This window comes from Ciceribacter azotifigens, from assembly GCF_048159625.1.
Classification (GTDB): domain Bacteria; phylum Pseudomonadota; class Alphaproteobacteria; order Rhizobiales; family Rhizobiaceae; genus Allorhizobium; species Allorhizobium azotifigens.
On sequence record NZ_JBLQTA010000006.1, the window covers coordinates 1 to 18331 of the forward strand.

The 18331-nt window shown below is 63.9% G+C and carries 12 protein-coding genes; 7 read left to right on the top strand and 5 right to left on the bottom strand.

The annotated features are described in order from the left end of the window. Positions 1-450 precede the first annotated feature (450 nt). Complete coding sequence (locus ACM6UT_RS10760) at positions 451-897, top strand: hypothetical protein (protein WP_416797338.1); 447 nt, start codon at positions 451-453, stop codon at positions 895-897. Positions 898-916: 19 nt separating this feature from the next. After that, the gene (locus tag ACM6UT_RS10765) at positions 917-1657 is read left to right on the top strand and encodes a BON domain-containing protein (protein WP_416797339.1); all 741 of its coding nucleotides are present in this window, start codon (positions 917-919) and stop codon (positions 1655-1657) included. A 197-nt stretch (positions 1658-1854) separates the two neighbouring features. Here ACM6UT_RS10765 and ACM6UT_RS10770 read toward each other — a convergent pair whose 3' ends face one another. The 4 genes from ACM6UT_RS10770 to ACM6UT_RS10785 form a co-directional block, all read right to left on the bottom strand. Next, positions 1855-7275 carry a peptidoglycan-binding protein gene (locus tag ACM6UT_RS10770; RefSeq protein WP_416797340.1) on the bottom strand — a complete coding sequence of 1807 codons (5421 nt, stop codon included), beginning with the start codon at positions 7273-7275 and terminating at the stop codon, positions 1855-1857. Between the two features lie 272 nt (positions 7276-7547). Beyond that, complete coding sequence (locus ACM6UT_RS10775) at positions 7548-10781, bottom strand: efflux RND transporter permease subunit (RefSeq protein ID WP_416797341.1); 3234 nt, start codon at positions 10779-10781, stop codon at positions 7548-7550. 111 nt (positions 10782-10892) lie between these two features. Continuing rightward, complete coding sequence (locus ACM6UT_RS10780; protein WP_416797342.1) at positions 10893-12074, bottom strand: efflux RND transporter periplasmic adaptor subunit; 1182 nt, start codon at positions 12072-12074, stop codon at positions 10893-10895. Between the two features lie 61 nt (positions 12075-12135). Further along, on the bottom strand, positions 12136-12927 hold the full coding sequence (locus ACM6UT_RS10785; protein WP_416797343.1) for an alpha/beta hydrolase fold domain-containing protein: 792 nt from the start codon (positions 12925-12927) through the stop codon (positions 12136-12138). Between the two features lie 146 nt (positions 12928-13073). Here ACM6UT_RS10785 and ACM6UT_RS10790 point away from each other — a divergent pair, with 146 nt between their 5' ends. Together ACM6UT_RS10790 and ACM6UT_RS10795 are read left to right on the top strand one after the other, a co-directional pair. After that, positions 13074-14021 (top strand): LysR family transcriptional regulator, encoded by a 948-nt coding sequence (locus ACM6UT_RS10790; RefSeq protein ID WP_416797344.1) that lies wholly within the window; start codon positions 13074-13076, stop codon positions 14019-14021. Between the two features lie 134 nt (positions 14022-14155). Beyond that, positions 14156-14506, top strand: a complete 351-nt coding sequence (locus tag ACM6UT_RS10795) for a hypothetical protein (protein ID WP_416797345.1) — start codon at positions 14156-14158, stop codon at positions 14504-14506. A gap of 31 nt (positions 14507-14537) precedes the next feature. Here ACM6UT_RS10795 and ACM6UT_RS10800 read toward each other — a convergent pair whose 3' ends face one another. Then, the gene (locus tag ACM6UT_RS10800; protein WP_416797346.1) at positions 14538-14711 is read right to left on the bottom strand and encodes a hypothetical protein; all 174 of its coding nucleotides are present in this window, start codon (positions 14709-14711) and stop codon (positions 14538-14540) included. A 215-nt stretch (positions 14712-14926) separates the two neighbouring features. On the opposite strand from ACM6UT_RS10800, the gene ACM6UT_RS10805 reads away from it, so the two are divergent. From ACM6UT_RS10805 to ACM6UT_RS10815, 3 genes are read left to right on the top strand one after another with little or no spacing between them, the layout of a single operon-like run. Further along, complete coding sequence (locus ACM6UT_RS10805; protein WP_416797347.1) at positions 14927-15523, top strand: TetR/AcrR family transcriptional regulator; 597 nt, start codon at positions 14927-14929, stop codon at positions 15521-15523. Positions 15524-15563: 40 nt separating this feature from the next. Next, positions 15564-16712 carry an acyl-CoA dehydrogenase family protein gene (locus ACM6UT_RS10810; RefSeq protein ID WP_465245561.1) on the top strand — a complete coding sequence of 383 codons (1149 nt, stop codon included), beginning with the start codon at positions 15564-15566 and terminating at the stop codon, positions 16710-16712. A gap of 18 nt (positions 16713-16730) precedes the next feature. Continuing rightward, positions 16731-18329, top strand: coding sequence for a carboxyl transferase domain-containing protein (locus ACM6UT_RS10815; RefSeq protein WP_416797349.1), 1599 nt, complete (start codon positions 16731-16733; stop codon positions 18327-18329). Positions 18330-18331 lie beyond the last annotated feature (2 nt).

Here is an 18331-nt window from a genome sequence, read left to right on the forward strand (position 1 = left end):
CAAACCGAAACCTGATCCTGTCCGGTTTTTAAGGGGCAACTCCACGGGAACTCCGGCTGATCCACCGCTGTCCATCTTCCTGTGCGCTCCGCGTTGAACTCGCTTCTTGCGAATGAGCCGATGCTGCTGGCGGACGTAAATCCGACGATACTATTCACTGCAGTCGAGCCGCCAAGAACGCGATCCAAGGGAAGTGTCTGGCGAACCTACGTCTTCGGAAGGTCGGCTCTGCCGGATCAAAATCACCACGCCGACTTTAATCCGGACGACAGGAGAAGAAGTCGCTCGGCACCACCCGCGCAGCCGGCCGTCTGCAGCTTCACTGTAATGCAGAACTAAAGTAGATTTCATTGATATACATCATGGAAGCAAGGGTGTTTCGAGGGGAACGTGAAACGTATCGGAGCTCCGATTGCACAGATCGGAACCTGACATTTCGGAGCGATGGCGATGGAATACGAAATCGACCTGGACGCGGCGCATGTCGTCGAATGGCTAAAGGGGGAGCTTGCATCGGGCGGGAAACCCCGTTTCGAGATAGATGCGAGCAGGATGTTTTTGACGGACGATGCCGGCGGTTCGCTCGAGCCGGTCGCGGAAACTGACGACCTCCAGGCCCTTTCCACCGTCGGGGTTCTGGAAGTGAAGCCGTTGGTGGACAGCGGCGGACACTGGCTGCTGCGGATCAGGATCGAAGACGTCCTCGGGAACTGCCTTCCTGAGGAAGGGGCGGTATCCGACGAGCCGGAGGAGATGACCCTTCAGGGCTTCGAAGAAGATTTCGTGAAACCTGACCGGGGGACAGCCCAGGTGACGGTTGAGCTGGAAACCGATCTGGACCGGCAGAAGTTCGAACGGTTTCTGAGCGATGTTCAGACGGACAGACATGCATCTTGAAGAGGTCACGGAGGGTCTCATGTTTGGTCTCGAGCCGGAAAGGATACGCAAGGTTGTCGATGAACTGCGTGGGCGCCTGTCGGGCGAAAGCCGCCTCGGGAGCCGGTTCAAGGCCGATCGCCTTGCGCTGGAGAACGACGGAACGCTGCTTTTCGAGGCGGAAGTGGATGGTGTCGCCCAGAAGAAGCTTGCGCTCGAGATTGCCGCAGGGGTGCCCGACATCGTTGCCATCGTCGACCGCGTCCGGGTGAAGCCGGCATCGCCCATGGGAGACGCGGATATCCGCGCCCACCTGCGGCGGGAATACGCGGAAGATTCGGCACTTGCGAGCCTGAACGTCGAGGAGATCAGGGGCGGCCACCGCGAGACGATTTCGAAGTCGCCGGATGCCCATGGCGACATCGATTACGAGGTCGTTGACGGGATTGTCACCTTGAACGGAACCGTGCCAGGCCTGACCATCAAGCGCTACATCGGCTTGCTCGCGTGGTGGGTGCCGGGGTCGCGTGACGTCATAAACGGAATTGTCGCCGGAGACGACGACGAGGACAGTGCCGACAGGATCGCCGAGGCGGTCCGGCTTGCGCTGGAAAAGGACCCTTACATCGATGCGGCACAGGTCAAGGTCGGCGTTCGTAACCGGACAGTCCGACTGACCGGCTATCTGCCGAGCGACGACCAACGGCGCATGGCGGAGAATGACGCCTGGTACATATTCGGCGTCGACGAAGTCGTGAACGAGATCGACATTGGACCGTAGGTCACCCTGTCGATTAAGGTTTGCCTCGCCACTTCCAGATGAGGCGGAAAAGATGACGTCGTCGGGACCGAGCTAATTCCGGGCGTGGCACCAATTCGTCCCTGTTCGTGTGCGAGCGAAACGCGAAGGGGCAATCTCCAAAATCCACGACCGGCGGGATGTCCTCCAACGCAAGTGAGGACATCCCGGACCGGCTTCTATTGTACCGGTGGCAGTATCCGCAGCAGCGGCGGGATCGTTTCGCGCGGCTTCGGAGTGGTCTGGCCCGGAACCGGTTCCACCTGCCGAAGAAGCGGCACGCAGCGTTCGCGTCTGGCGTCCCAGCGGGTATTGCGGGGGCAGACGCAGGCCTGCTGCCTGGCGCTCCAGGTCCGGCCGCCCGTGCAGGACGGGGGCTTGGTGGTCGGCGGCACGACGATGTCGCCGGGCCGACCGCAGGTCAGGCTTCCGACCCGCCGGATCTGCCAGCCCTGACGGGAAAGAGACGCTGCACGGTCCGGGTCGATCTGCTTCCACCCGCGCGGGCAGTTTTCAGTCGTCGCCTGCGGGCGGGCACAATAGAGCACCTGCTCGCCACTGCGTCGCACGACCACTTCGAAACCCGCGGGTATCCGGCTGCGGCTCGGATAGGCCTTGTAGCCGGTCGGGCAGACGAGTTGCGGCGGGCGGGCACAGTAGAGGACTTGCCCGCCGCTGCGGCGTGCGACGACCTCCCAGCCCTTCGGTATCCGGTTCTGGTTCTGGAAGGCTTCATAGCCCGACGGACAACTGACCGGTTGCGGACGAGCGCAGAAGAGCACTTGGCCACCGCGCTCCCGACGCACCACCTCGGAGTTCGGCGGGATTCGGTTCTTGTCGCGATAGGCGGTGTAGCCGGACGGACATGTGAGCGGGGCAGGGGCGACACCGCACAGGATCGTCCGTCCGCCGCGGCTGACGGACGTGATCCTCCAGCCTTGTGCCCGCAGCGCTTCGGCTCGGGCGGGATCCACCGGCGTCTGGCCGGCCTTGCAGACCGGCGGCGGCACCACCGGTTCACGGATCGTCACCGTCGCGCAGGCATTGTCGTTTGCCGCATTGGCATCTCCCTCGCCCCAGGAGGCGAAGAGCCGTCGAACGAGTGCCGTGTCGATCGCGTCGCTTGCAGGCAGTCCAGCGCTCTTCCGGTAATCGGCAATCGCCTTCCGCGTCCTGCTGCCGGCCTTCCCGTCGGCTTCGCCTGCGGCAAAGCCGAGCTGGTTCAGCGCCTGCTGGACTGCCGAGACGAGTGCCGTCTCGTTCCAGTCGAGGCGGGCGCAATTGCGCTGTGGTCCCGAGCCGACACGGACCGGCTCGAGCGCGAGGGCAAGTGTCCGTGACTCACCCGGCCTGAGCGTCGTGCGGGGATAACTGCAAAGGAATGCGCCGCGACTTTCCCGGCATGTCCAGGGCGAAGGCTCGAAGCCGATGAGCCTTGCGCTTCCCGGCGTAAAGACGTCGCTGACCCTGAGCGGCCCGACATAGGTCGTGCGGCTGGCATTGGTGACGGTGACCAGGAAGTCGCATGGCGAACCGGCGACACAGATGTCGCGACCGGCCGACTTGGTGACCGCGAGATCCGCAGCCGCGACATTTGCCGGCGGCGGAAGCGTCTGCGTCGTCGGGGGCGGGGGCGTCGGCTCCTGCTGCTGTAGGATCATGATCGTGCTGGTGTGACGGTCATTTTCTGGCTTGCGGTCCTTCACCCGGCTGTCGGGCCACAGCATCTCCTTGCGATGGACGATGAGGCGTTCAGGGAAATCGGCTGGAATGTCGAGCGTCATGTGGATGTTGGCGGTGGCCCCCGGCTTCAGGAGCATTTCCCTGCTGTCGCATTCGTAGCGTCCGGTTCCCGTGACCCGGCAAGTGAGACCGGGGGTCCGGCTCTCGATGCTGCTGATCGTGACGCCGGGATCGAGCGTGCCGCGCAGGCCGGCGGCCCCCTTGAACAGCTTTCCGCCGCGGTTCTCGATCCTGACGTCGATCGGGCAGGAGGTTCCGAGCTCGCAGCTGGTCGCGCCCCAGGGCGCGAGATCGGCGGCAAGCACCGGCACGGTGGCGCAGGCCGGCCCGTCATTGGCGGCGTTGTCGTCACCGGTGTAGGTCGATCCGATGTACCAGTCCGGCGGTGGCGCGGCCCAGTTCATCGCAGCGCAGTTCTCGACCACATCACCCACAACGGGATCGGGCAGGCGCACATGCAAAGTCGTTTCCTGCACCGCGCCCGGAGGCAGGGGGGCGCCGCCTGTCACGCAGATCACGCTGCCCGGGGCTGCGCTGTTACAAGTGAAGACGCCGCCGGTGACTCCTTCGAGTGTCGATCCTGCGGGCATTTCGTCAATGAAGGTCATGAGCCCGGCAAAGGGCGCCGGCCCATTGTTGGTGACGCTGACGGTGAAATCACAGGCGCCCCCCTCATAGCATTCGGCGGGACCGGTCTTGGCAATCTCCAGGTCGAAGCCTTCACCGACGAGCGTCGGGACGCAGGTTCCGTCGCTCTTTTCCGGGGCGCCGTCTGCCGGGTTGTCATTCGGCGGCATGCCGGGCGCTGCCCAGTCGAAAGTGACGCAGTTGAACATCGGGTCGGCCGGCGCCGGATCGGGGATTGCGACCGTGAGCGTCAGATTACGACTGTCGCCCGGATGGAGCGTGTGCGGGCCGCCGTTGAGGGTGCAAGTGATCGTAGGTCCCGCGACGCAGGCCCATTCGGGATTGGCCACGACGAGCGTGACACCCGCTTCGGGCGTGTCTTCGACGACCACCTGACCGGTGTAATCATCCGGCCCGCTGTTGGAGACTGTCATCTGATAGGTACAGTTGCCTCCGGCATCGCAATGAGCCGGACCCTGCTTGGCGACAGAAAGATCGAAGAACCCTGCGCTGTCGAGCACATGCACCGTGACGCAGGCAAGGTCGGGGTGCACGTCGGCAGGGCCATCGTTCGCGGCCATGGCGCCCCAGTTGATCTCGGCACAGTTTTCGATCGCGCCGCCGGCAATTCCGTCGGGCAGCTTCATCCGCACGAAGATATGGACGACCCCGCCGACGGGGAGCGTCATGTCGGGTGTCTGGCATAGGATATCGGTGCCGCTTGGAGCACAGGTGACCGATTCCGGGTCGAAACCGGCGGCGACGAATGTTGCCCCCGCCGGCAACGGATCGCGGACGGCGATCACGCCGTTGAACGCGCCGGGGCCGTGATTGACGACCTCGACGAGGAACGAGCAGTCGGCATTCTCGGTGCAGTTGGCAGGCCCTTCCTTGGTAATGCCGAGGTCGAAGCCGTCGGTCACCGGCGTGTCGACGCAGTCCTCGTCATTGCCGTCTCCCGGACCGTCATCCGTCCCCATCTCGAACCAGTCGATGGCGGCACAGTTCTCGACCGTCGGGCCGGGAATGTCGGCGGGCAGCAACAGGTTGACCTCGATCGCCGCGGTGGCGCCGGGCGCGAGCACCGCAAAGGCATTGGTGACACAGGAAAAGGAGTCCCCGCCGGGTACGCAGTTCCAGCCGGGCGATGTTGAGGCGAGGGTTGCCCCCGCGGGCATCGTATCGGTGATCGCCAGCGGGCCGACATATCCGATCGCCCCGAGATTGCGGATCGTCACCGTGTAGGTACATTCGACCCCTTCCTGGCATTCGGCGGGTCCCGTCTTGCGGATCGCCAGGTCGGTTTCGATCGGCCAGGGTGGCGGCGGGAACCACCCGTCCTCGGGCGGCGGCGCGGGCAGCCAGCCCTCAGGCGGCAGGCCTTCCGGCCATGCGGTGGTAACCTCTTCCTCCGTGGTTGCCGCAGGCGGCACCGCCCCTTCGCTCACGGCCTCGCCGGCGCCCGGCAACGGCTGGAAGACTGCAACGTCACCGACCTTGGTCGCATCGTTGCGCTGCAGGTCCGCAGCAATGACGTTGCCGGCGGTGTCGGTGTTGACGTCCGCATCGACCATGAAGGAGGCGTCTGGGCCTTCCGGCGGCGAGGCGGGGCCTGGCGACGGATAGGGTTGGAAGGCAGTGACCGGCTCGAAGGCCTCATAGGGCTGGGAGGAGCGGCCCTCGATGCCGGTCACCTGAGAGGAGTCGGTGTGTTCGCCGACGCTGCCGTCGAGGCAGAGCCCGCGCGGCGAGCAGAGGCCGTCTCCGCTCATCCAGACGAAACCGTCCGATTGGGCCAGGTCGGTCTGCCAGTTCGGGCCGTAGCCGGGTCCGAAGGACACGCCGCCCGCGGAGTTGGCGCGTATATATGGCGGACCGTCCTCACTGCGATCGTAGTACCCGACATCGTAGCGCCCGGCTCCACGCCACGATCCTGCGTCCGTCAACTCATAGCGCAGGACGCGCGCCTCATGCGGATAGGCGAAGGCGTTGTCGGCGGCGAGACCCAGATTGCGCATGCCGCCACGTTCGGCGACAAGCATCACGTTCTGGTCGCCGGAGGCCGGGAAGGCGATGTCGGAAACGGGATGGCTACGGCCGGCCCGGGCGATGGCTTCCGGCGAGCGGAAGAAATCCGGCAGAAAGAATTCGCGGCGCACGCTGCCACCGTCGAAGCTGCCGTCGGCGGCGATGCCGACCGACCAGATGGCATTGCGTCGATCGTCGTCCTCGGCGGCTGCGTAGTCCGGATTACCGAAACCCTGACTGCCCCAGACGGCGTAATAGAGCCGAACGGCTCCGCCCTCCGGCTCGACGCGGACGCCGAGGCCCCAGATCCGCCGGCGGAAGTCGGCGAGGTTCCAGCAGGAGGGTGTGCGGGAGAAGTCGCCGCTCGAGCAGTCGGAAACATGGGCCGAGGTGGCAGGGTCGAAGGAGACTTCGGGGAGCGAGCGAAATTCGCCGGTTGCCACCTCGAGAAAGCCGGTCCGTCCTGCAATGCCGTGGTCGAAGGTGCCGAGATCGGCGCCGTCGGTCAGGCGCAGTCGGTGGATCATGCCCGTCTCGAGATCGGAGACGTAAAGCTGCCGGTTTTGCGGATCGAAGGCAATGTTGCCGAGGGCTGCTCCGGAGTTCGCCCGCCCGTTGAGAGTGATCTCGGCGAAGACCTGCGGCCGGTAGCCGTTGGCGGCATCGAGTTTCCAGACGGTGCCGGGTCCGCCGCCTGCGCCCCACATGCCCGCCATCCAGCCGGAATTGTCGGCGTTGCGGTGCAGGCCGAAGGCAGCAGTAGCGGTCAGGTAGATGTTCGGCGGCGTTGCATCGTCGACCGTCACGCCGAAGACCTGGCCGATGTCGCCGGCGGTGACGGCCGCGCGCTGGCTCTCGTTGAACCAGTGTGCGCCGATCGGTGGGCCGCCCGGCTGTCGCAGGTCGAGGATGCTGGCCGAGGCCCCGTTGACGTCGATGATCCGGCGGCCGGCCTCCTCGACGGTTCCGGAAAAGCGGGTGACGACCGCCTCGCCCGGCTGCAAGGCTTCCTGTGCGGCGACCCTGGAGGCTGTGAGCCCGCCTAATCCGATCGCGAGCGCCGCGATCAGACGAAGCGCATGTCGCCACCGCGAGACGCGGGCAACAGGCGTGACCGCATACGCTTCAGGGCGGGGAAGCTCATGTATTCCTGCTTGTGGGCGAGATACGTCCGCTGCTCGGGATACGCTCTTCGGTGCCATCTGCCTCTCCTCCATCCGGCACATGTGCGAACGTCAGCGGGACGGACCTCGTGTGTCACCTGCCCGGGCAAGAGATCGTGTCTGTCGACACGCCTCACGTTCGCATTTGCTAAAATATAGTGGACGGTTGCCGGAGGTTCTTTGATGCAAGTCAAACGGGAAGAGGGGAGCGAGAGTTCAAAAACGAAGCCGGTGAACGTGTGCGATGAAGAAACGCGTGCGGCAGATCAGTCTGCCGCACACGTACAAGGTCTGAACTCGGCTCGTCCGCCTTATACGGCTTCGACGGGCTGCGGTCGTGAAGGCGCGCCGTCGTTTGCTGCGCCGTGTGGCGCTTGCTGAAGGAAATCGGGATAGATCTCGTGGTGAACGAGAGCCCGATTGCCGGTCAGCCTGCGAACCAGCACGTAGAAGACCGGCGTCATGAAGATGCCGAAGAAGGTGACCCCGATCATGCCGGAGAAGACGGCGATCCCCATCGCGGCCCGCATCTCGGCGCCGGCGCCGGTGGAGACCACCAACGGAACCACGCCCATGATGAAGGCCATCGAAGTCATCAGGATCGGGCGAAGCCTGAGCCGGCTCGCCTCGATTGCTGCCTGAACCGGCGTCCTTCCGTGTAGCTCCAGTTCGCGGGCGAATTCCACGATCAGGATTGCGTTTTTCGCCGACAGCCCGACGAGCACGACGAGGCCGATCTGCGTGAAGATATTGTTGTCTCCACCGGTGAGCCACACACCTGTCAGGGCTGCGAGAATCCCCATCGGCACGATCATGATGATCGCGATCGGCAGGGTCAGGCTCTCGTACTGGGCGGCGAGAACCAGGAAGACGAGAAGCAGCGCGAGTGGAAACACGACCACGCTCGAATTACCGGCGAGGATTTCCTGGTAGGTCAGGTCCGTCCATTCGAAATCGATGCCTTGCGGAACGGTTTCCCTGACGATCTTCTCGATCGCTGCCTGCGCCTGGCCCGAGGAAAAGCCCGGTGCCGGCCCGCCATTGACGTCTGCGGCGAGGAAGCCGTTGTAACGGGTCGTGCGTTCAGGTCCCGTGGTTTCGTCGACATTGAGCAAGGCTGAGAGAGGGATCATCTCGCCCGACCGCGACCGGACCTTCAGCGCTCCGATGTCGGCGGCTTCGGCACGGAAGTTTGCGTCCGCCTGGACGCGCACGCTGTAGGTGCGCCCGAAGGCGTTGAAGTCATTCACGTAGAGGGAACCGAGATAGATCTGCAACGTCTCGAAGACGTCGGTCACGGCGACACCGAGCTGCTCGGCCTTGGCGCGGTCGACGTCGGCGTAGAGCTGCGGCACGTTGATCTGGAAGCTTGAAAAGATACCTGCCAGTTCGGGCGTCTGGTAGGCCTTGGCAAGCACCGCCTTGGCCGCCTCGTCGAGCGCCTGGTAGCCGTAGCCGGCCCGGTCCTCGATCTGCAGCTTGAAGCCGCCGGTCTGGCCGAGGCCGTTGACGGGCGGAGGCGGGAACATGGCGATGAAGGCATCCTGGATGCCCGCATATTTCTGGTTCAGTGCCATGGCGATCGCGCCGCCCGACAGGTCGGGCGTCTTGCGGTCCTCGAAGTCGTCGAGAACGGCAAAGACGATGCCGGCGTTTGAGCCGATGGTGAAGCCGTTGATCGACAAGCCGGGGAAGGCGATCGCATGTTCGACGCCGGGCTGCTCGAGCGCGATGTCGCTCATCTTCCGGATCACCTGTTCCGTCCGGTCCAGGGTGGCGCCATCGGGAAGCTGGGCGAAGCCGATCAGGTACTGCTTGTCCTGCGCCGGCACGAAACCGCCCGGGACGGTGGTGAACATGGTGTAGGTCGCGCCGACGAGGACCAGATAGACGGCCATGACGAGGCTCTTGCGCGACAGGAGCCCGCCTACAGAGCGGCCGTAGCCGTTGGAGGCTGCCCCGAAGGCACGGTTGAAGCCACGGAAGAACCAGCCAAAGAGCCCGTCCATGATCCGTGTGAGCCGGTCCTTCGGCGCATGATGATCCTTCAGGAGAAGGGCCGAAAGCGCAGGAGACAAGGTCAGCGAGTTGATGGCGGAGATGACCGTCGAAATGGCGATCGTCAACGCGAACTGCCGGTAGAATTGACCCGACAGGCCGCTGATGAAGGCGAGCGGCACGAAGACCGCCACCAGCACCAGTGCGATGGCGATAATGGGTCCCGACACTTCACGCATGGCCCGGTAGGTCGCCTCGCGGGGCGAGAGCCCGTTCTCGATGTTTCGTTCGACATTCTCGACGACGACGATGGCGTCGTCGACGACGATGCCGATCGCCAGCACCAGGCCGAACAGCGTCAGCGCGTTGATCGAAAAGCCGAAGGCGTACATCACCGCGAATGTACCGATGATCGATACCGGAACGGCGATCAGCGGAATAATCGAGGCACGCCAGGTCTGCAGGAAGAGAATGACGACGAGGACGACCAGCCCGACGGCTTCGAGCAGGGTTTCCACGACCTTTTCAATCGAAGCGCGCACGAACTTCGTCGTGTCGTAGACGATCTCGTACCTAACGCCCTGCGGCATGGCCAGTTGCAGCTGGTCCATGGTCGCGCGGACATTGTCGGCGATCTCGATTGCGTTCGAGCCCGGCGCCTGGAGAACCGCGACAGCGACGGCGGGTTTGCCGTCGAGGAGCGAACGCAGAGTGTAGTCGGCGGCGCCAAGTTCAACGCGGGCGACGTCGCGCAGGCGCGTGATCTCGCCGTTTTCACCGCTCTTGACGATGATATTGCCGAATTCCTCCGGCGTCTGCAGCCGGCCCTGCGCGTTGACGTTGAGTTGCAGCCCGGTGCCGGGGACGCTTGGAGACGCCCCGATGATACCGGCTGCCGCCTGCACGTTCTGGCCGCGGATCGCGTTGGTGATGTCGCTGGCGGCAAGCGAGTGCTCTGCCGCCTTCTGCGGGTCAACCCAGATCCGCATGGAATAGTCGCCAGCACCGAAGACCTGCACCTGGCCGGCACCCTCGATGCGTGCCAGCCGATCCTTGACGTTCAGGGTCGCATAGTTGCGGAGGTAGGTGATGTCGTAGCTGTCGTCGTCGGACACCAGATTGACGACCATGATGAAGTCGGGCGAGCTCTTGGCCGTGGTCAGGCCGAGCGCGCGCACCTCTGCCGGCAGGCGCGGTTCGGCCTGGGCGACGCGGTTTTGAACGAGCTGTTGGGCCTTGTCGGGGTCGGTCCCGAGCTTGAAGGTGACGGTGACCGTGAGCACACCATCGGACGTCGCCTGGCTCGACATGTAGAGCATGTCCTCGACGCCGTTGATCTGCTCTTCGAGCGGCGTTGCCACGGTTTGGGCGATGACGGTCGGGTTTGCCCCGGGATAGCTCGCGCGCACGATGATCGAGGGGGGCACGACTTCCGGATATTCTGAAATCGGAAGCGAGCGCAGACCGATCAGGCCGGCGACGAGGATCAGGATCGACAGGACGGCCGCAAAGACCGGCCGATCGACGAAGAAGCGGGATATGTTCATGGCGGGATCTCCGGCATTGCGTCGCAAAGCGGGCGACGTGCACTTCCGGCCTCGCGACCGGAAGTGCGATCGAACCAAATGGCTGGAGCGGCGATTTCGCCGCTCTCGTGTTTACTGACTGGCGACCTTGGACTCGTCCTCGGGGGCGACGGTCATTCCGGGCCGTATTCTCTGCAGGCCGTTGACGATCACCCGTTCGCCGGCGGCAACGCCGGATTCGACGATCCGCTCGCCGTCCACGTTGGCGCCGAGGCGCACTGGGCGATAGGCTGCGACGTTGTCGTCGCCGACCACCATGACGAACTTCTTGTCCTGGTCCGTGCCGATCGCCCGCTCGCTGACCAGAAGATGGTCCTCGGGCGTGGGTTCTCCCACCCGGATGCGGACGAACTGGCCGGGGATCAGCCGGCCGTCCTTGTTGTCGAAGACGGCGCGAACGCGGATGGTGCCGCTCGACCGGTCGACTTCATTGTCGATGAGCTGCAGCTTGCCGCGGATCGGGTGGGCATCGTTGGCCGAAGCGGTGATCTCGACGGGAACCTGCTCGAGAGCCGGCGTGCCACCGTTCATAGGCAGGCGGGCCAAAAGGCGGGTTACGAGCTCCTCATCCGCGCTGAAGCTCGCGTAGATGGGGTCGACGGACACGATGGTGGTCAGTTCCGGCGAACTGGAGCCAGCCGAGACGAGGTTGCCCTGGGTGACTTCGAGTCGGCCGATCCGACCCGAAATCGGGGCGCGAAGCTCGGTATATCCAAGGTCGAGGCGCGCTATCTTCAACGTGGCTTCGGCAGCACGCAGCGTTGCTTCGGCTTGGGCGAATTCGCTTTCGCGCTGGGCGAGTTCGCTCTGCGATATCGTCCTGTTCGCCGAGAGCGTCTTGCCACGCTGGAGCTCGACCTCGGCAAGATCAAGACGTGCGCGTGCAGACGTCACCTGGCTCTCGGCCTGGGCGACTGCGGCTTCGTAGGGGGCCGGATCGATGGTGAGGAGGAGGTCGCCGGTCTTCACCTGGCTGCCTTCGCGGAAGTGGACCGACTGGATGACGCCCGCCACGCGCGGACGGATCAGGACTCGGTCAACCGCCTCCAGTCGGCCGGAAAATTCCTGCCAGGTGGTGACGCTGCGCGGTTTCAATGTTGTTACCGTCACCGGGACCGCGGGCGGTGCGGCCTGTTCGGCGGGTGCGGCGTTGGCGCCGGTCGGCATGTCGAGATGCACGGTTGCTGCAATTGCCGACAAAACGACGGCTGTGCCGGCGCCCCAGAGGGCCCAGCGGGTCTTTTTCACGGTCATGACTTGCTCTCCTTGGTTCCCTTGGGGGACGGAACCGTCAGGTGGACTAATTACTTCTATTTCAATGCGTTACTTCGTCGGAGAAGGCCGCAAACGCGTCGCGTACGGCGTCGAGCCACGCGCCCTTCTCATTCCGGTAGATGTCCGTCCAGCCGGAGCCGGACGGCAGAACTTTCAATTGCACGCGAACGCCTGCGGCGGCGAGGCGCTTCGAATAGGCTGACACCTCGTCGCGCAAGGGGTCGTCTTCGGCGGTCATCAGGAGCGCCGGTGCGACTCCTGAAAGTCTCGAACACTGGCACGGCGCCGCATAAGGGTGCATCAGGTATCGTGCAGAGTGCAGATACCGGCTCCAGCCCTCCGACCAGCGCCCGCGCATGCCGATGCGGTCGGCGTTGCGGATCGATCCGCTCGCCATCAACGGGTCGATCATCGGGGACAGCAGGATCTGCCCTCGGAGTTCGCCCGGGATCTGGTCCCGCGCCTTCAGCGCAAGTCCCGCGGCGACGTTGCCGCCAGCTTCTTCGCCGGCGACGAACAACGTCGACTTTGAACTGCCGTATTTCCGGCGGCACTTGCGGATGCCGGTAAGCACGGCAAAGGCCCGATCCAGCGCGCCCGGAAACGTATTTTCCTGCCAGCCGCCGAGGTTGGCCTCCATTACGATCGCACCGCCTTCGGCAAGCGCGCGCGCAACCGGTGCTTCCTCGGCGAGCGGCGTCCGACGTTGAAAGGCGCCACCTCCGAGGTAGAGGACGATCGGCGGTTCCTTGGCGTGAGTGCCACGGTCGTAAATGCGGACGGACGTCGCCTCCGACGGATCGAATGCAATCTCCTGCCAATGTGCAGACATCACAACTTTTCCTGTTCCGGTGTTGAAACACTCTTGCTGCGAAGTTGCAGAGTATTATTATTATTCGGCAATCAACGCACAAGCATGCTGATTTCGTAAACACTATTCCAAAATCGCGGATAATCGCGAAGAGCGAGGACAGGCCGATGGATCAGCTTTCCGCAATGCGGGTATTCGTGCGTGTCGTGGAGATGGGCAACTTCACCCGTGCCGCGGCGTCGCTCAACATGCCAAAGACGACGGTGACGAACCTGGTGCAGTCGCTCGAGGCGCGGCTTTCGACGAAGCTCCTGAACCGGACGACACGGCGGGTGATGGTGACCACCGACGGTGCGCTCTATTACGAACGGGCACTGCAGATCATCGGTGACGTGGACGAACTCGACAACAGCCTGTCGACCTCGCAGGCGCAGCCGTCAGGCCGGCTGAGGGTCGAAATGGCCGGAATCTTCGCCGATCTGATCGTGCTTCCCGGCATGTGCGACTTTCACACCGGGTTTCCGCAGATCCAGCTCGACATCGGCGTCGGGGACCGTCTCGTTGACTATATCGCCGAGAACGTCGATTGCGCGCTTCGGGGAGGCACCCCCGCCGACCAGTCGCTGATCGCCCGCAAAGTCGGCGAACTGAGGCTGCAGTGTTATGCCGCGCCGCAGTACCTGGAGCGCTTCGGGCGTCCGGAGCATCCGGAAGATCTCGCCACCTCCCATTACTGCGTCGGCTATCTGCATGCCCAGTCGGGACGCGTCTGGACGATGGACTTCACCCGCGGTGAGGAATTCCACCAGGTGGATCCGCGCTACATCATCTCGGTCAACGACAGCAGAACCTATCTGAACGCAGCCATCTCGGGACTCGGTATCGTGCAGTCCGCGCCATTCTTCGTCAAGGATGCGATTGCCAGGGGCGAGTTGGTGCCCGTGCTCACGGACTGGCAATGCGAGCGCCTACCGCTCTATATCGTCTATCCGCGCACGCGTCACTTAAGCAACAAGGTGCGGGTGTTCATCGACTGGCTCGCCCGGCAATTGCAGGTCATCGACAGGATTCCCTTCGACCTCGACGTCACCGACTTCCAGCGCAAGGCATCGTAGGTCTGGGCTGCTCGCGTCGCCGGGGACATCGGAACGGGCAGGCAGGCCAAAACGCTCGACACGAGGCCACGGACATCGAAATTGACACCGTATCACGGTAATGTAAGTGGTTCGCTCGACAGAAGGCCGACGCCATGGAACTCGCCCGATACCTTGAAGGGAACCTTTTCGCTCCACGGAAGATTGCCGAAGCGTTTCATACGACCAGCGTGGAGATCGCTCGCACCGCGGGTCTTGGCAAGGATGCGGTTCAGCGCAAGGAGTGCATCTGTTCCGACAGGACCCAACGGCGCCTGCGCGAAATGATTGCAATCGTCAACAAGGTCGAGCCGCGCGTCGGTTCGGCCCTGATGGCCTACGCCTGGTACAGATCGGAACCGCTCCCCGGATTTTCCGGGTTCACCGCCATGCAGCTCGTGCGTGACGGGAGGGCAGACGAGGTGCTGGATTACATCGGCGCCGTCGGCGCTGGCGTTCACGCGTGATGAAATCACGCGCTTCGAGGGGCGCAGGACCTCAGCGCTCGGACGCCTCGTCCGGCTGTTGTCTCTCCACGCGGCGCGCTTTCTCGGCCTTCGCCTCGCTCAGTGCCAGACCGATGAGGTGGGCGAGGCGCTCCTCCTTCTGAAGCTTCGTCAGATCGAGCAGGGTCGTAAGCTCGTTGGCGATGTAGTCGATCCGTTCTGTCATTCCCTTCCCCCTTGTTCCGGACGTGTCCGGCCACGCACGTGCTGATCTCCGAAGTTGATACCAGAGATTGCATAGCGTTTCCATTATCAATTGCGACCGTAGCGGAGCGGCGGCCATCGGTTCCGGTTGCGAGTCCTTCTGCAGCAGCAGACTTGACGGGTGGGGCATTTTCCGATTAAAGAAATGAACGTTCATTCAATTAATGGAGCAAAGCCGTGGCGCGTCAGGCCGGATCGGCTGGTGAGAAGACCGCAGCGGCGATCCGCAGGCAAAGCCTCGGCCTGTTCGCCAAGCACGGCTATGACGCCGTCTCCATGCGCATGATCGCGGACGCCGTCGGTGTCCAGCCGGGAGCCCTCTACCAGTACTTCCCGACCAAGCAGCAGATTCTCGTGACCCTCATGCGCGAGCATATGGAGGAGCTTCTGGCGTCGTTGAAGGCGGAAGGCTTCGCAGACGAGCCGCCCGCGGCAGCGCTCGAGCATTTTGCCCGTTTCCATATCCGCTATCATCTGACGCGAGCCGACGAGGTCTTCATCTCCTACATGGAGTTGCGGGCGCTGGAGCCGGAGGGCTTCGCCGAGATCGAGCGGCTGCGCAGGGCCTATGAAGGCGAGCTCAAGGCGATCCTCATGCGCGGAGGCGAGGGCGGTGTGTTCCGGATCGAGGATCCTCACGTCAGCGCCATGGCGATCATCGCGATGCTGACCGGGGTCAACACCTGGTACCGCAGCGGCGGGAGACTTTCCGAGAAGAGGATCGAGGAGATCTACGCGGAGATGGTGCTGCGCAGCGTCGGCTGCGCGCGCTGACATTTGTTTCTGTTGGGAGGCGGTAATGTTCAACAGCACGATGAGATTTGGTTTTGACGAGGAGACCGAGGCGCTGCGCGAAACGGTTCATCGTTTCGCGCAGGAGCGCGTGAAGCCGATGGCCGCGGAGGTCGACCGCAGCAATGCCTTTCCGAACGAACTCTGGCGGGAAATGGGCGATCTCGGACTCTTGGGCGTCACGGTGCCGGAGGAATATGGTGGGGTCGGGCTGACCTATCTTGCCCACACGATCGTGGTCGAGGAGCTGGCGCGGGCCTCGGCCTCCGTCTCGCTCTCCTATGGCGCCCATTCCAATCTCTGCGTCAACCAGATCAAGCTCAACGGTACGGACGCGCAGAGGCGGAAATATCTGCCGAAGCTTGTTTCGGGTGAACATGTTGGCGCGCTCGCCATGTCGGAGACAGGTGCGGGTTCCGATGTCGTGTCGATGAAGTTGCGCGCCGAGAGGCGCAATGACCACTACCGCCTGAATGGGACGAAGTACTGGATCACCAATGGTCCGGATGCCGACACGCTGGTCGTCTACGCCAAGACGGACCCGGATGCCGGCTCGAAGGGGATCACGGCTTTCATCATCGAGAAGACGATGCGAGGGTTTTCGACGTCCCGACATTTCGACAAGCTCGGCATGCGCGGATCAAACACGGCCGAACTGATCTTCGAGGACGTCGAGGTGCCGTTCGAGAACGTGCTGGGCTCGGAGGGACGAGGCGTCAACGTGCTGATGTCCGGCCTCGATTACGAGCGCGTCGTCCTCTCGGGGATCGGCTGCGGCATCATGGCGGCCTGCCTGGATGAGATCATGCCCTACATGGTCGGCCGCAAGCAGTTCGGCCAGTCGATCGGCGACTTCCAGCTGATGCAGGGCAAGATCGCCGACATGTATACCAAGATGAATTCCGCCCGCGCCTATGTCTACGCCGTCGCTGCCGCCTGCGACCGGGGCGAGGTGACACGGCAGGATGCGGCGGGTTGCGTACTCTACGCGTCCGAGAAGGCGATGGAGGTTGCCCATCAGGCTGTCCAGGCCATGGGTGGCGCCGGCTTCCTCAATGACAGTGCGGTCAGCCGCATGTTCCGTGATGCCAAACTCATGGAAATCGGAGCCGGGACCTCGGAAATCCGCCGGATGCTGATCGGCCGCGAGATGATGAATGCCATGCGCTGAGGCGGGGAGGGTCTACAAATGACGATCATTGGCACGCCGCTTACCTCAGAAGCCGAGGCCAATCGCGCTGCAATGCTTGCCCAGCGAGACACAATCGAGGCGGCGGCCCTGCGCCTCATTGCCGGAGGGCCCGAGCCCGCGCGCGAGCGCCACGTCAAGCGCGGAAAGCTGTTGCCGCGCGACCGGGTGGCGGGGCTCCTCGATATCGGTTCTCCCTTTCTGGAGATCGGCCTTTTTGCGGCGGCGGGTGTCTACGGGGAGGACATTCCGGCGGCGGGGCTGATCGCCGGCATCGGCCGCGTCGAAGGCCGCGACTGCATGATCGTCTGCAACGATGCGACCGTCAAAGGTGGCACCTACTACCCGCTGACGGTCAAGAAGCACCTGCGTGCGCAGGAAATCGCCGAGGAGAACCGTCTGCCCTGCATTTACCTGGTCGACTCGGGTGGCGCGAACCTGCCGAACCAGGACGAGGTCTTCCCCGATCGCGATCATTTCGGCCGGATCTTCTACAATCAGGCCCGCATGAGTGCGAAGGGGATCGCGCAGATCGCCGTCGTCATGGGGTCGTGCACGGCTGGCGGGGCCTATGTGCCGGCCATGTGCGACCAGACCGTTATCGTCAAGAACCAGGGGACGATCTTCCTGGCCGGCCCGCCGCTGGTGAAGGAGGCGACCGGCGAGGTGGTCGATGCCGAGACGCTCGGCGGCGGTGATACCCATACGCGCCTTTCCGGTGTCGCCGACTATCTCGCCGACAATGATGATCACGCACTGGCGCTCGCCCGCCAGATCGTCCGGTATCTCGGGCCGGCCCCGCAGCAGGCCACCGCGCTCGCCCCGCCCCGCCCACCGCTCTATCCGGCCTCCGAAATCATGGGTCTTGTACCGGCCGATCCGAAGCTGCCTTATGATGTCCGCGAGGTGATTGCTCGCATCGTCGACGGCTCGGATTTCGACGAGTTCAAGCCGCGCTACGGCACGACGCTGGTCACCGGCTTTGCCCATGTCGAAGGCGTGCCGGTCGGGATCATCGCCAACAACGGCGTCCTGTTTTCCGAAAGTGCACTCAAGGGCGCCCATTTCATCGAGCTCTGCTGCCAGCGCAAGATCCCGCTTCTTTTCCTGCAGAACATCACCGGCTTCATGGTCGGCTCGAAATATGAGGCGGGCGGCATCGCCAAGGACGGCGCCAAATTGGTGACCGCGGTCTCGACCGCCGCCGTGCCGAAGGTGACGGTGATCATCGGCGGCTCCTATGGTGCAGGCAATTACGGCATGTGCGGCCGCGCCTTCGGGCCGCGCTTCGTCTGGATGTGGCCGAACGCCCGGATCGCCGTCATGGGAGGGCCACAAGCGGCCGGCGTGCTGGCAAATGTGAAGCGCGCCGGCATCGAGGCCAGGGGCGGCACATGGTCAGCAGAGGACGAGGCCGAGTTCAAGCGCCCGACGCTGGAACTGTTCGAGCGCCAGTCGGCGCCGCTCTATGCCTCCGCCCGGCTCTGGGATGATGGGATCATCGACCCGGAAAAGACCCGCGACGTGGTGGCCCTTTCTCTCCGTGCCGCGCTCAACGCGCCGATCGAAGAGACGAAATTCGGCCTGTTCAGGATGTGAGG

Excerpts from the sequence above, each read along its gene's own strand:
- ACM6UT_RS10760 (WP_416797338.1), top strand. The coding sequence starts at position 451 with ATGGAATACGAAATCGACCTGGACGCGGCGCATGTCGTCGAATGGCTA.
- ACM6UT_RS10765 (WP_416797339.1), top strand. The coding sequence starts at position 917 with ATGTTTGGTCTCGAGCCGGAAAGGATACGCAAGGTTGTCGATGAACTG.
- ACM6UT_RS10770 (WP_416797340.1), bottom strand. The coding sequence starts at position 7,275 with ATGGCACCGAAGAGCGTATCCCGAGCAGCGGACGTATCTCGCCCACAA.
- ACM6UT_RS10775 (WP_416797341.1), bottom strand. The coding sequence starts at position 10,781 with ATGAACATATCCCGCTTCTTCGTCGATCGGCCGGTCTTTGCGGCCGTC.
- ACM6UT_RS10780 (WP_416797342.1), bottom strand. The coding sequence starts at position 12,074 with ATGACCGTGAAAAAGACCCGCTGGGCCCTCTGGGGCGCCGGCACAGCC.
- ACM6UT_RS10785 (WP_416797343.1), bottom strand. The coding sequence starts at position 12,927 with ATGTCTGCACATTGGCAGGAGATTGCATTCGATCCGTCGGAGGCGACG.
- ACM6UT_RS10790 (WP_416797344.1), top strand. The coding sequence starts at position 13,074 with ATGGATCAGCTTTCCGCAATGCGGGTATTCGTGCGTGTCGTGGAGATG.
- ACM6UT_RS10795 (WP_416797345.1), top strand. The coding sequence starts at position 14,156 with ATGGAACTCGCCCGATACCTTGAAGGGAACCTTTTCGCTCCACGGAAG.
- ACM6UT_RS10800 (WP_416797346.1), bottom strand. The coding sequence starts at position 14,711 with ATGACAGAACGGATCGACTACATCGCCAACGAGCTTACGACCCTGCTC.
- ACM6UT_RS10810 (WP_465245561.1), top strand. The coding sequence starts at position 15,564 with ATGAGATTTGGTTTTGACGAGGAGACCGAGGCGCTGCGCGAAACGGTT.
- ACM6UT_RS10815 (WP_416797349.1), top strand. The coding sequence starts at position 16,731 with ATGACGATCATTGGCACGCCGCTTACCTCAGAAGCCGAGGCCAATCGC.